The 13,165-nt window shown below is 70.0% G+C and carries 11 protein-coding genes; 4 read left to right on the top strand and 7 right to left on the bottom strand.

Annotated features, from left to right (window positions below):
• Nucleotides 1-370: 370 nt before the first annotated feature.
• Genes IE177_RS25930 through IE177_RS25905 form a run of 6 tightly spaced genes read right to left on the bottom strand, consistent with a single transcriptional unit; the run spans nt 371 to nt 9,657 of the window.
• Nucleotides 371-2,071 carry a GTPase gene (locus IE177_RS25930; RefSeq protein WP_190017846.1) on the bottom strand — a complete coding sequence of 567 codons (1,701 nt, stop codon included), beginning with the start codon at nt 2,069-2,071 and terminating at the stop codon, nt 371-373.
• A complete protein-coding gene (locus tag IE177_RS25925) occupies nt 2,064-5,024 on the bottom strand; it encodes a GTPase (protein ID WP_190017845.1) in 2,961 nt (986 codons plus the stop codon). Before IE177_RS25925 ends, IE177_RS25930 begins: the two co-directional genes overlap by 8 nt.
• A 4-nt stretch (nt 5,025-5,028) precedes the next feature.
• Nucleotides 5,029-7,125: an Hsp70 family protein gene (locus tag IE177_RS25920; protein ID WP_190017844.1), complete on the bottom strand. Its 2,097-nt coding sequence runs from the start codon at nt 7,123-7,125 to the stop codon at nt 5,029-5,031.
• Nucleotides 7,122-7,736: a hypothetical protein gene (locus IE177_RS25915; RefSeq protein ID WP_190017843.1), complete on the bottom strand. Its 615-nt coding sequence runs from the start codon at nt 7,734-7,736 to the stop codon at nt 7,122-7,124. The genes IE177_RS25920 and IE177_RS25915 overlap by 4 nt, the downstream gene beginning before the upstream one ends.
• Nucleotides 7,733-9,391: a hypothetical protein gene (locus IE177_RS25910; RefSeq protein ID WP_190017842.1), complete on the bottom strand. Its 1,659-nt coding sequence runs from the start codon at nt 9,389-9,391 to the stop codon at nt 7,733-7,735. Before IE177_RS25910 ends, IE177_RS25915 begins: the two co-directional genes overlap by 4 nt.
• On the bottom strand, nt 9,388-9,657 hold the full coding sequence (locus IE177_RS25905) for a hypothetical protein (RefSeq protein WP_190017841.1): 270 nt from the start codon (nt 9,655-9,657) through the stop codon (nt 9,388-9,390). Before IE177_RS25905 ends, IE177_RS25910 begins: the two co-directional genes overlap by 4 nt.
• A gap of 226 nt (nt 9,658-9,883) precedes the next feature.
• On the opposite strand from IE177_RS25905, the gene IE177_RS25900 reads away from it, so the two are divergent.
• The 4 genes from IE177_RS25900 to IE177_RS25885 all read left to right on the top strand — a co-directional run bounded on the left by IE177_RS25900 (nt 9,884) and on the right by IE177_RS25885 (nt 11,243).
• The gene (locus IE177_RS25900; RefSeq protein WP_190017840.1) at nt 9,884-10,069 is read left to right on the top strand and encodes a hypothetical protein; all 186 of its coding nucleotides are present in this window, start codon (nt 9,884-9,886) and stop codon (nt 10,067-10,069) included.
• A 94-nt stretch (nt 10,070-10,163) separates the two neighbouring features.
• Nucleotides 10,164-10,499, top strand: coding sequence for a hypothetical protein (locus IE177_RS25895; RefSeq protein WP_190017839.1), 336 nt, complete (start codon nt 10,164-10,166; stop codon nt 10,497-10,499).
• Nucleotides 10,496-10,942 (top strand): MerR family transcriptional regulator, encoded by a 447-nt coding sequence (locus IE177_RS25890; protein WP_190017838.1) that lies wholly within the window; start codon nt 10,496-10,498, stop codon nt 10,940-10,942. The genes IE177_RS25895 and IE177_RS25890 overlap by 4 nt, the downstream gene beginning before the upstream one ends.
• Nucleotides 10,923-11,243, top strand: a complete 321-nt coding sequence (locus IE177_RS25885) for a hypothetical protein (RefSeq protein WP_190017837.1) — start codon at nt 10,923-10,925, stop codon at nt 11,241-11,243. Before IE177_RS25890 ends, IE177_RS25885 begins: the two co-directional genes overlap by 20 nt.
• Before the next feature lie 159 nt (nt 11,244-11,402).
• On the opposite strand, the gene IE177_RS25880 is transcribed toward IE177_RS25885, so the two are convergent.
• Nucleotides 11,403-12,836 (bottom strand): endo-1,4-beta-xylanase, encoded by a 1,434-nt coding sequence (locus IE177_RS25880; RefSeq protein ID WP_190017836.1) that lies wholly within the window; start codon nt 12,834-12,836, stop codon nt 11,403-11,405.
• Between the last annotated feature and the right edge of the window lie 329 nt (nt 12,837-13,165).

Genomic DNA, 13,165 nt, shown 5'->3' with positions numbered 1-13,165 from the left:
TGACGCTCGTTTGACGCTCTGGGGCGCCTACAGCCGCTCGCAGACCCAAGGCACGCCCTCTGACCTGCTGTTTCTCGCTGACCGCTCTCTGTGACGTGTTTCCGATGACGCATCACGTGGAGTGTGTTGCGATTCTGGAGCCTGCCGCCAAGGGCTCCTGACCTGCGGTCGGCGTAGCGACGGTGAGGCTCGACTGTTGGCGGCATCCACCGGATCGGGCCTCTCGGACCTGCCTTCACCTGCGCATTCGTAACGGGGTGGCTGGCGGGAGCGGCAGCACGGTGCCGGGCCCTCGGGATTCCTGACGCGCATAGGACGCTCGAGTGCCGTGGACCGGCCGGTGGAGACGCATCTCCGGCTGGACTCAGGGTCAGCCGGTGGCCGGCCTGGCGAGCTTCTCGGCTTCGTCGCGGAGGCTCTTGATCTCCTCCAACGCCGCTTCACGCGCGGCGCTGATTTCCGCACCCGGGTGCGTGAGATCTGCCAGTGAGTGTTCCACCTCGGTGATCCACTCGCTGAGGTGCCGCTCACCGGCGTCGGTGAGATCGGTCCGTTGGCGGAGCGCCACCTCGGCGAAGTGATCCCGGAGCACCTGGCGACGCTTGTTGATCGCCATCCGCTTGCTCTGGTCCTGCACGATGCTCTTCACGTCCGTCAACGGGCCCATGACCGCAATCGCCCACTGCACCTTTCCGGCCGTGCTGGCGACCTTCTCGCCCGCCTTGATCTTGCCCCACGGCTTGAACTTGCCGACGCCGTTGGTGATCTTCCCGCCGGCGTTGAGCACTTTCTGGCCCGCTCGGGTCTTGTTGAGCCAGTTCGCGACGTTGGCTGCCGCTTCTCCCGGCTCGCTGGCGACCTTCTTGAGCCACTCGTGCAGCCTCTTGGCGCCCACCTTCGCGGCCTTCTCCGCGGCTTCCCTGATGGCCCGTTCATACGGTGACTCCGTGGGCGCGGCGAGTGTCGTCTCGGGGGCGTCGGCGCCGTTCACCCAGGCCTCGGGCGCCGGAACACCCTCCCCGTACTCGGCGACCAGCGCAGCGAACGCCGCCCTCACCGATGCAGAGAACCTGACGTCGAAGTCGGTGCGGGCATCGATCAGTTCCCCGGTGACGGCAGTGGCGATGTCCACGGGGACGACGCCGTTCTTCTCGGAGACGCCGTCGGCGGCTCTGCCTCCCGCCGTTCTGATCCTGGAGGCGGCGATCTCGCTTTCCCTCTCCAGGGCGTCGATCACCGCCTCCTTCGCCCGGGAGATCGACTCCTCGGCCTTCTTCGCGGTCTGCGCTGCGTCGAGGTCCTCGCCATCCAGTTCCCACCGCTGTTCGGCGTCCTCCAGAACCCGCATGAGTTCGTACGCCTGCGCCTTGGGGCGGACTCCCTCGACACCAGGTGCCGTGATTCTCCGCAATTCGGCGGCGAGGGCGTCGATGCCGCTCTCCGCGACGAGCAGCTCACGCTGCTTTTGCGTCAGTTGTGGTTCGTTGGCCGCGTCGACATAGTCTCGCGCGTCGGTCGGGATGACCGGGACACGATCGGCGAAGGGGCCGAGCCGTTTGCGGATCTCGTCGAGGATGACCTCACGGTCACTGTTCTCGGCGCTCATCTTGTTGACGACGACGACACTGCGGTCGGCGAACCCGTCGGCATCGAGCGCCCGCAGGATCGCCCTGGTCTCCGCCTCGCCCGGCAGCTCGCTCGTTGTCACGATCATCAGCGCGTCCACGCCGCGCACCCCACGCCGGGCCGCGGCGGAGTGCTCCTCGTCGCCGGACAGCGTTCCGGGCAGGTCGACCAGCGTCACGCCGTTCCACGGATACGGCGTCGCCACCTGCGTCCTGGGCGCCGCGTCGACGAGCTTTTCGACGTCGGCCGCCGGGAGCCGACGCAGTGCCGCGATGAGCATCGACTTCCCGGCGCTGTACGGACCCAGGAGGGCGATCCGCAGCGGGCTCGTGTCCGCCTGGGGCAGGCTCGCTGTCAGGCCTCGGGTGCGAGGGTGAGCGTTCAGGATCTCCTTCGCCCGTGCGATCTGCGCCACTACACGGGTGTCCGGCCCGCCGTCAGTCATGTGCGGTCCCATCTCCTTCTCCGCTTCTGGAATCCGAGCAGACTTCCAGCTGGTCGGTGAGGACATCCACAAGGTGTTCCCGCAAGCACGACCGTACTTCCGCGGTGCGCGACGCGTCGGTCCAGACGCGGAGTTCGACCCCCGGCGTCCTGCGTGCCCGACGGACGGCCGCAGGGTCCCCGCCCGCAAGAGAGAGGAGCCGGCGTACCAGCACGAGGTCGATCGCGTCGAGGGCGGACCGTACGGCCGTCCGCATCCGACCAAGCTGCTCGAAGCGTTCCCGGGCACTGCTGATGTCCGCGGCCTGCGCCGCGAACTGGGCGTCGATCCGAGCCGTCGCGTCCTCGACGATCCGCGCCAACCGCGCTTCGACGAAGTCATGAAGCTCATCGAGGCCGGCCTCGGCCAGTTCCGTTGTCGCGCTGGTCCACTCGTCCTTCGCCTGCCGTACGCGGTCGACCTCGCCGCTCACCGCCTTCGAGGCTGCGGTCAAGGTTTCCGCCACATAGACCGCCGCCACCGCGGGAGGCGGCACCGAGAGCTTCTTTGGGATGCCCTTGGCGGTGAGCGAGCTCAGGAGGGCGGTCGCGGCACCCTTGGCAGCCGCCGTGCCCACGCTGACGGGCTTCACGGCAGGACGCGGCTGTACGCGCGGATGCTGGTCGTCTCGCCACTCCGGGGGGCTCGACTGCACGCGCAGCACCCGCCTCCGGTTCCGCGTCTCCCGTTCGAGCTCGCTCTCGAGCGCCGAGACAGGCCCCTCCCATCCCAGACCGGTGACGAAATCGCTCCACCTCCGTGCGTGATCCGCCCCGCCCAACTCCCCGATCAACTTCGGCAGTTGCTCCTTGGCGTGCTGACGTCCGGCTGTGAGCCGGTCATGAGCGCCGCGGGCCGCTATCCGGAAGGCGTCGAGGAGCGCGGCCTGTTCACTCGGTGCCGAGCGTTCGAGGTCGTCCAGCGCGCGGTCGATGTCCGGAAGTTCTTCGCCCAGCCGGTCATGGATCGCGGCGAGCGGCGCCCGTACGCCCTCGGCCAGTCGCACGGCACGAAGCGGTATCGCGCGCTCGGCGAGGAGCCGCGCGAGGGACTGCTCCAGCTCGGGCAACCTGCTCGCTCGCAGAGCCCTGTCCCCCAGCTCCCGGTCCGCCGTGGACAACGCCTCGTGCGCGGCGCCGGAGTGGACCGCGAGGATGTCTGGCGGGGCGGCTCCGACCGCTATGGCGACCTGTGCGATCCGAACGGCATGCCCCGGCGCTGACTTGAACTCTCTCTCCGGGAGATCGGCGAACAGCTGGAGGCGGACAGGTGTGTTGACAAGCCCCTTCACATTCACGACAGCCAGCAGAGGTTTCCCCGAGAGAAGAAGCCGCTGGAGTTCCGCGGCCTCCTCGTCACGCAGGGTGTCGGCGTAGTTCCAGACGACCGCGTCGGCGCTGTCGCACGCAGCCCGCGCCCGCCTCGCGTCGAAGTCGTCGTCCTTGGCGGCGAAGCCGGGCGTGTCCAGGTAGGTCACGGAGCCGACGTCGAACGCGGAGGTTTTCCGCGTGGTGCGGTGCGCCCCTCGCCCGATCCCGGTTCGGTCCGCGTCGCGGGTCAGGGCTTTGCGGAGCGTGGTCTTGCCGGACTTGGTCCTTCCGGCGATGGCCACGAGCAGTCTGCCTCTGACCGCGGGCAGGGGCCTCATGGCATCGCGCAGTTCGCGTTCGAGCGTTCCGATGCGGCCGATGATCCGGACGAGGTCCTCGCTCTCCGTCGCGTGCTCGGAGTACGGCGTCCGCTGAAGGCGAGCCTCGACTTCGGCCCGAAGAGCGGACTGGATGCCGCGGTAGTCCGTGCGGCTCGTGTCCACCGTCCCGGACGGCAGAGCGAGTTCGCCGACCAGAGGATCGAGGGCCCTGCGGAGTCCGGGTTCGGTACTCCGTACGTCCATGGCCGCTGCCACGCGGTCGAACAACGCGGCGTTCTTGGTGTACCAGGACTCAACAGCGCGCAGCTGATCGAGGTCGTGCCGGGAGGCGACCGCCAGGAGCCCTGTCGCGAGTCGGTCGGCCGAACTCGTGGCAGGTGGCCGGGAGGGGGAAGCGGTCGTGGTCACGGAGGTCGTCGCCGACGCGTGTTCGATCACGGCCCGCGCGTCGTCCGCCGCGAGCAGTCCGAGAGCACTGCCCGACACGGCGCCCGTGTCGCGGGCCTCGATCGCCCACGCCAGGGCGTCACGCCGGTCGGCTCTGAACCCGGACCGCGCGTCCGGCGCGAGCCAGCGCCACCACCTCGGTCGTTCCGAGAGGAACGCCTCGTACGCCGTCTCCGCCGCGATGAAGTCCCGCACCTTCTCAAGCCGTGTCACCAGGTCCCGGTTCCGCAGATCCTGCGCTGCCGAGACGCTGTGCTGAAGGACGACCTCCCGCGCGGCAGCCGCCTGCCGGGTCACGCGGGGCCGGCTCAGGTCGGTCAGCGCGCTGTCGACGTCGATCTCGCGGATCGACGGCCAGATCTCCTCGGGCCAGTCCTGGTCCGCGCGACGACACCGCTCAAGGACTCCGGGCAGCAGCCGTTCCGCGACCGCCACAGCCGCGAGGTCCGCCCGAAGCGCCTCCACCGGCACACCCGCAAGCGCCTGAAGACGAGGCCGAATTCCTTCGAGCCGCGTCAGCTCCCGGAGGGCTCCGGCCTCGCCCAGCGTCAGAGTCCCGCCCTGAGCCGTGGCCAGACGGACCAGTTCGTGTTCCTCGACGCACGCCGCCACGGCCCCCGAGACCCATGGAAGAGTGCTCCCGGACGGCGGCAGACCGGCACATCCGCACGCCCGGGCCACCGTGTCCACGTTCTCAGCGAGCCGCCGGAGTGCGGCCTGCCCGGCCATGGCGTCGACACCCAACGGTTCGACCAGGAGGGCCAGCATCTCGGTTCTGAGGCTCGCCGGCCTGTCGTTCGCTGCGGAGTCAGTCACCCCGCTACTCCTCATGAGGGCGGTGGTACCGGAACGTGGGGAGCGGGCCGGGGCCCGGAGGAATCAGGGCCCGGGACTGCTGAGGTACCTCCGCCCGTGCGATCCGGTGGCGGGGCGGTACGCAGGTGCGGGGTGTGAACACCCACCTGCCCTGGGTCAAGGTGGCCCCGAGAACACGGTCCTTGTTCCTCAGCCAGGAATACCTGCCCTGCAGCTCCACGTAGTTGTCGTTGGTGACGACGGTTCCGTGCGCGTCCTCCGCGATCGCTGTGACAAGTGCGTCGCCCTTGCCCTCGGTCCCGGCCGGAGGCTGGATGAGGTCCCCCGTGCCGAGCGCCGCGTCGACTGCCGCACGTTCTTCCTCCGCGACCCTGTGCCTGAAGGTGGCGTCGACGACCACGTGGAGCACGGCATCGGGATACCGCGATGTCAGGGCCTCGCGCGCGGACAGCAGCTGGGCGTAGGACGGCCGGTCCTCGTTGCCGTACACACCGGGTTGCCGCGGCGACCTGCCGATCCACGCCAGGTTGGAGCCGTCCACCACGAGCACCGCGGGGCCCGGGCCCGTGGCTCGCCTCAGTGTCTGTGCCGGCAGGAGACCGGTGACCGCGTTGCCCGCGAGCAGGTCGTCGAGCTCCTTGCGTACCGCCGGCGTCGGACCACCGGAGCTGAAACTCTTGATCTCCTCGTTCAGCACCTCCTCGCCTGTGCGCTCAAGCACTGCCTTGACGTGCAGGAGGCCGTTCGTGTCGTAGGTGTACTCCAGCAGGAATCGGGAGTCTGCACGAGGCCGGGGGTCCCGGTAGGTGAGTCGTAGATCCGTCAGCTTGACGTTGTCGGCGTGATCCAGGGGCCGGTCCGGGTCACCCTCCCAGATCTCGACGGTGAGACTGCCGGCGTTGTCCAGGCGCGGTGTGTAGTTCTTGCGCTCCTTCCACGGCAGCGGTGAGTTGCGCGGGATGATCTGGCTGAACCTCTTGTGTCCGGCGTCGTCCTTGACGACTGTGCCCAGGGCGTGGCTCGTGGCCACCTGGATCACACCGTCGACCTCCCCCGACAGCACAGCTGCCGCGATGGAAGCGCCGCGGGCGACCGCCGTCATGGGATTGCACAGGTCGACCTCGACGGGCTGCTGCTGCATGACTTCGGCGACTGCCGTCCGGACGCTCGGGATCTGGCTCGTGCCGCCGATCATCAGCACCGCGTCCACGTCCAGGGGCGCCATGTGCAGGTCGGTGAGGCACTGCTGGACCGGTGCGAGAGCGCGGTCGACGAGGTCGGTGATGGCGTCCTCCAACTCCTCCTGCCACACCTCGACGGTGTCACCGTCCGGAGTCCTCACGGTGACGGAGTCCTCGGAGGACAGGCGGATCTTGCTGCGCTCCACGTCCAGCCCGAACTGACGCTCCTGCGCCGGCGTCCACGCCGACCGGGCCGGGGCCCGTTCGAGGACGAGGTCACGCAGACGGCGGTCGATCTCCAGGCCACCCAGCTCGGTCACACCCCGCGACGCGAGCTCCTCGAAGAACCCGTCCTGATAGTCGAGGACGGTGACGTCGATGGTGCCGCCACCCCAGTCGAAGACCAGGATGGTGCGGGCCTCCTGCAGCTCGTGCACGTACGAGATGGCGGCTGCCGTCGGCTCGTTGAGCAGTGCGAGGACGTTGATGCCCGCGAACTGCGCGGCGACGCGGGTGCGATAGCGCGCGGCACCAGTGGCGTTGGCCGGTACGGTGATCACGGCCTGGTCGATGGCGGTGAGGTTGTGTTCCGCGCCCTTCCGCATGGCCTGGAAGACACCTGCGGCCACCGTCGTGGCCGCGAACCTGCGGCCCTGGATCGTGACGTACTCGTCGCTCTTGAGGAGTCGCTTGCAGGCCTCGGCCGCCTCCTCCGAGCGGAGCTTGGCCTCCCAGCCGAACAGCGCTCCGCGGCGCAGCGAGCTCATGCCCACAACCGACGGGAAGAGGTACTCGAAGCCGGGATGGCGCCAGTCGGCGTCGATGTGGTGGGCGTCCAGCAGCAGCACGTCGGCGTCGTCACCCAGCCACTGGGCCACCACGGAGTTGGTGGTGCCGAAATCGATCCCGGTGGCGGTCACACGCCCTCCCCTCTCGTCGCTTCGCCTTCCGCCGCGGAGTGGACCCCTCCGTCCGCCCCGGGCAGGCGGCGCAGCTGCCCGGAAAGCACCAACTTGCCGGTGGCCTGATCCACATAGGCCGGGCGCAGCACCTCGAACGTCTCGCCATCGCCTTCCACCACCACGAACAGCTCGCTTTCACCGTCGGGTGAGTCCGCGCACCGCACGCCCTGGTCCAGCAAGGCGGCACGGATGCCTTTCCGGAGGGAACTGGCGCTCTGGTTGGGCGCGCCGGCGAGCAGATCGACCTCGACCATCCGGGCCACGTACTCCTCCCTGGAGCGGAAGGCCTCCAGCACCGCCTGGCGCAAGGCAGCCGTCACAGCGGCCTGCGTGGGTCGTGCCTCCGCCGGGAGAGCGGCCATGAGATCGGTCGCCCGCTCGGTGAATCGGGAGAGCAGCATGGGAGGGCTGAGCAGTTCCTCGGGGCGGTACGTGCGCGGGGAGTCCCCGGGGACATCGGCCGCTGCCCGCCGCTTCTCCCGACGGTGCTTGAGGCCGTTGTTGCCCTTGGGGGCAGCCCGCTTGGTGGCCGTTGTGGTCTTCCGCTGGCTGCGGGGCACCTTCTTCACTTGGTGTGCATCCTTGAGTTGCGATCGGGGCGTCGGGGGGTGTTGAGCAGGTGGGGCAGCAGATCCGCCGTGGCTCGCTCCCGAACGAGCCCGAGGTCTTCGGAAGGGTGAGGGGTCGTTCGCCTGGGCAGCGGGGCCAGGGGCGGGACCAGCGTGACCGGCACCGCGTCCGGAAGCTCGAACGCGTCCAGATCGAGCGGTAGCGCGAAGAAACCTGACCAGTCCTCGTCGCGCTCGGCGTCTCTGATGCGTTTCATCGCGCTGTTGAGCCGCGCGCTCATGTCCACGTCGTGCACATGCTCCCGGCGGAGATCCCGGTACCGGGTCTCCCAGCTCGGTGTGCCGTGCGGCAGCCCGAGGTCCAGGTAGGGGTTGGACGCTGCCGCTCTGTCGTTACGGGGAACCGTCCGACGCTGCTCGATCATGCGGAGGTTGGAATCGGCCGGCCCGCGCGATCCACTGATCGACTTCAGGACGACCGCTGCCGCGTCCAGTTCCTCCCGCAGCAGCAGTGTGTACGCATGGAAGTTGAGGACCTCGGCCCGGTAGGCCGGGTCAGCGGTCTCGAACGACACCAGCCTGTCGATCTGGGACGACGCACGGGCGACGTCGTTCAGGCACAGCAGGTCGTAGGCCTGACGCAGGGCCATGAGCGCGTGGAGTGGTGACCGCGACGGAGTGACGGCGGCCTTGGGCTCCCACAGGGAGAAGATGAGCCGCCACAGACCCCGGTCCTCCCAGATGTCCCGGTCCCAGTTGCCGACGGCGGCCCCGTCCAGAAGCCGGCGCAGCCGGAGCACCAGCTCGCGGGGCAGCTCCCTCTCGAGATCCTTCACCACCGATGCGTCGCCGTCGGCGACTCGCTCCAAGAGGTCGTAGACGTCGCCGGCCGTGGACAGCGGCTCCTCACCGGCGAGGAACGCTTCCCGTCGCTGCCGGGCCGTCCACTCCAGTGCGGTTGCCTGCTCGGCGGTCACCTGGTCGGGAACGAGCCGGGCTTTGAGGTACGCGTGCTCCGCATCCCCGGCCCGGTACTGCCAGGGCTGGTGCTCGGGGCCGACCGCTCCGGCGTCGATGAGGTCGTCGAGAACGCTCAGCGGTATCCAGGGGAGCACACGCGGCAGCATCCGAGTCGGGAAGGCGGCCGTGCCGTCCGTCGCGAACGCCGTGAGGAGGGCGAAGGCCCCGGATGGGTCCTCGCTCGCGCCGACGGCGAGCGTGTCGTCGCCCGCTCTCAGGGAGGTGAGCAGTTGCTCCCCGGCCTCGGACAGCCAGAGGAAGCCGCCCGCGTGGACCGCCTTGAGCGTTGCGGCGACCGTGGCTGCGTCCGCCCGTTCCAGGACGGTTCGCACAGCAGGCAGCAGGCGTTCGTCCGGTTCGTCACGCAGGGCGTCGGCCAGGGCGTCGTGGGCCGCGTCCTGTGCGCGGGACGCGAGTTGTCGGAGCAGAGCGCGGGCCTGCAGTACCGCCTGGGCTCCGAACACCCCGGCCTTGCGCCATCTGCGTACGGTGAACCCGTCGACTCCGTCGTCCGCGCTCTGAGCGTCCCGCCGCTCCCTGAGCGCCCTCAGCCGCTCCCTCTCGCGTGCGACTGCCTCGGCCCGCGTCCCCGACACCGGCTGCCCGGCCCCGCCGACCGGCGGCGGACCCGTCACTGCCCGGCTCCTTCGTGCCGGAGGCCGTGGCCCGGGAGCGGGGTGACCGGGGCCGGCTGCTCGCAGGCGGGGACCGGGGCCTTCGAGTCGCTGCCGGTGTCGACGCGGGCCCCGGTACGGCGGCGGAGGATCGTCTTGACGGCGACCGCGCGCTCGGAGACTTCTGCGGGAGTCCGCAGGTCCTCGGCCCGGTGGACCTCCCCCATGTCTCCCCTGCCCATGCCGCGCCCCATGCGGAATCCGCCGTCGGCGAGCTCGTGGGTCACTGCCGCTCCTCTGCTCTCTGCACGCGCCCCCACCCTCCCCCGGGTGAACGCGCTCCCCTCTGCACCCTGGCGCGCGGCCCATCGTCTCAGGACAGAGGGCGACGCGGTCGTTACAGTACACGGAGATCGGTGCACGCAACAGGTGTTTGCCTGTTGACATGGTCAACGCAGCAGCGGCACCTCGTCGGGATTCGCCCCCCTCGACGAGCTCCCAGAAGTTGCCGTGGTGGGCGGAGACCTTCTCGATCTGCTCGTACTGCCCCGCGACCCGCCCAGCTCCTCCACGGTCCGGGTGACCGCGCCGAGCCCACCGGCCTGCACCACCAGGGCCTTGGCCAGGGCGAGCAAGGCCGGTCCGGAGGCCATCGCCGGGTTGACCAGCCTGCTCGCCCCGGGGGACGCCCGCCGCTGATCCGCCGGCGGCCGGGCCTGCAACCGGTACCCGGGTACAGGTCTACCGTCGGAGGTGTCCCCACCACCGGGACGTGCTGACGGGAGGGAGCGCGATGAGTGATCTTGCGTGGGTGCCGCAGTCCTGCACCCTGCCCACCGAGGAGCGGCCCCTGCGGGGCGCCGAACGGGATGCGTTGTTCGCCGAGCGGCTGACCTCGCTGTCGAGGCCGCAGCCGCTCCACCTGCGCCTTGCCCTGGCAGGCGGAGAGGACGTGGCGGACCGGGTCCGTGACCTGGTGGAGCGAGAGAGCGGCTGCTGCTCGTTCTTCACCTTCACCACCATGCCCGGCCAGGACCTGTTCCGGCTGGACATCTCCGTGGACCAGGCGCACGAGCCGGTCCTGGACGCCCTCGCCGTCCGGACTGCTGCCGCCGGGGAGCAGCGGTGAGCACGGATCTGCGCAGCGGGCAGGTCGCCGAGGCGGCTGGGGTGAACATCCAGACGCTGCGCTACTACGAGCGGCGCGGCCTGCTGGCGGAGCCGGAACGCAGCAACGGCGGTCACCACCTGTACGGCGAGGACGCGGTGACCGCGCTGCGGGTGATCAAGGCCGCCCAGCGGCTCGGCTTCACGCTGGAGGAGGTCGCCGAGCTGCTGGAGGCCGGCCGCCTCCGTCACGGCCGCCCTGTCGCGGGCCTCCAGGACCGGGCGGCGGCCAAGCTCGCCGAGGTCGACGCGAAGATCGCCGACCTCACCACCATCCGCACCGTCCTGGCCGCCGCCGCGGAGGCGGGCTGCGACGACCTGACCGTCTGCGCGTCCAGGACGTGCTGCCCGATCCCCTTCACCGACCTCGCCGAGGGGAACCGCCATGCCGGGCCCTGCTGCTGACCGACGCCCTGAGCGGGCCCCGAAGGCGCTCGGGGGACTTGCCGCGCTGGCCTGTGTGGCGTGCTGCGCGCTGCCCGTCCTGATCACCGCAGGGGTTGTCGGCGCCGGCGCCGGGGCCGGGGCGGTGGTGGGCCGGCTGCCCGCCCTCGCCGTCGTCCTGGCCGTGCTCGCCGCTGGCACCTGGTGGTATGGCGGGCGTCGCCGCTCCTGTGCCTGCGCGCCGAAGACCGCCGGTGAGGGCGGATGCGGCTGCAAGGCGTCCGCCGGCCCGCTGAAGATCAGCGGCGCGGGTCGTCGGTAGGGTCAGACGCGCGTCCGCATCACGATCCGGCGGCGGTGGCCAGGCCCGTCGGCCAGGCGCGGGATGCCGACCGCGCCGACATCCCGCCGAACGTGCCGCCGGCGGCACGGCCAGGCCGAGCCGCCGGGTGCCCGGGGCCGCGAAGGGCATCAGGTTCCGTCAGGTGCGGGTCCAGCGCTGGTTGCCGCCGTTCGAGCAGGAGTAGAGCTGGATCAGGGTGCCGTTGGCGGTGCCGCCCGCGACGGCGTCGAGGCAGAGGCCGGACTGGACGCCGACGATGGTTCCGTCGGAGTTGAGGCGCCACTTCTGGTTGTCGCCGCCCCAGCAGCTGTAGATCTGGACCTTGGCGCCGTTGCCGGTGCCGGCGGCGTCCAGGCACTTGTTGCCGTAGACCCTGAGTTCGCCGGCGCCGGTGTACGTCCACTGCTGGTTGGTGGCGTTGTTGCAGTCCCACAGCTGAAGCCGGGTGCCGTCCGAGGTACTGGAATTGGGCACGTCCAGGCAGCGGCCCGAACCGACGCCCTTGATCTGTCCGGATTCCGCAGGGGGCGTCGTGGAGCCGCCGCCGTTGAGGGCGTTGAGGACGGCGGTGTAGGCAGACTTCTTGCTGCCGTCGCCGTTGAACAGCAGCGGCGTGTCCCCGGATCGCCAGGAGTCGGTGTCGCGCACCCCCCAGACGGTGATGCCGAGGCAGCGCGGGACGGCCAGACAGTCGTTGACCACGTTGGCGTAGGTCGAGGCCGACGCTCCCTGGATGTCGAGTTCGGTGATGGCCACGTCGACGCCGAGGGCGGCGAAGTTCCGCAGGGTGGTGCGGAAGTTGCTGTTGTAGGGACTGCCGCTGTTGAAGTGCGACTGGAAGCCGACGCAGTCGATCGGCACACCGCGCTGCTTGAAGTCCCGGACCATGTTGTACACGGCCTGGGTCTTGGCCCAGGTCCAGTCCTCGACGTTGTAGTCGTTGTAGCAGAGCTTGGCGGACGGGTCGGCGGCGCGGGCGGTCCGGAAGGCGACCTCGATCCAGTCGTTGCCGGTGCGTTGCAGGTTGGAGTCGCGCCGGGCTCCCGAACCGCCGTCGGCGAAGGCCTCGTTCACGACGTCCCACTGTGCGATCTTGCCCTTGTAGTGGCCCATCACGCCGTTGATGTGGTCGATCATCGCCTGGCGCAGTGTGCTGCCGCTGAGGCTCTGCATCCAGCTGGGCTGCTGGGAGTGCCAGGCCAGGGTGTGGCCGCGTACCTGCTTGCCGTTCTGCACCGCCCAGTTGTAGACGCGGTCGCCGGCGGAGAAGTTGAACTGGCCCCGCTGCGGTTCGGTGGCGTCGATCTTCATCTCGTTCTCGGCCGTCACCGCGTTGAACTCACGGCCCGCGATCGCCGTGTACGTCGAGTCGCCCAGTTTGCCCGAGGCGATGGCGGTGCCGAAGTAGCGGCCGCTCTGCGCCGCCGCGGCGCCGAGCGTGCTCTCGGCGGCGTGGGCGGCCGGCGGCGCGACCAGTGCGGCGACGACACCGAGGACGCCGACGACCAGCGTCAACAGCAGGCCGCGCCTCTTCCGGCGGACGAGCGGCCTGGGGAGGGCATACGAGCCCATCACTGTGCCTCCAAGGTAGAAATCACGGAAGGACTGAAGCGCAGGGGGACCGCGTCGTCCGCTGTCGTTCGGCAGGTGCCGCGGACGGGCGGACGGACGGGGTGCAGCGGGGCGAACCGAAGCCTGGGCCGCAGGCGCCGGTTCGAAATGTCGACCTGCGGCCGGTCTCTCAGGCAGAAATCATTGAGGTGCCGACGACGCATCGTCAATACACGCTGCGTGCAAACTTTCTGCATCTTGTCCGAAAGTTTCGATACCGCGAGTCGGGCGGTGCAGGAAGGCCATTGTCCCGCTCCAGCGCCGACTACCTGGAACCGGCCGTGCGGGGC

It is taken from the genome of Streptomyces lucensis JCM 4490 (assembly GCF_014650035.1).
GTDB classification, from domain to species: domain Bacteria; phylum Actinomycetota; class Actinomycetes; order Streptomycetales; family Streptomycetaceae; genus Streptomyces; species Streptomyces lucensis.
Note: the sequence above shows the minus strand (reverse complement) of the source record. Positions and strands in the feature narration are given on the sequence as shown.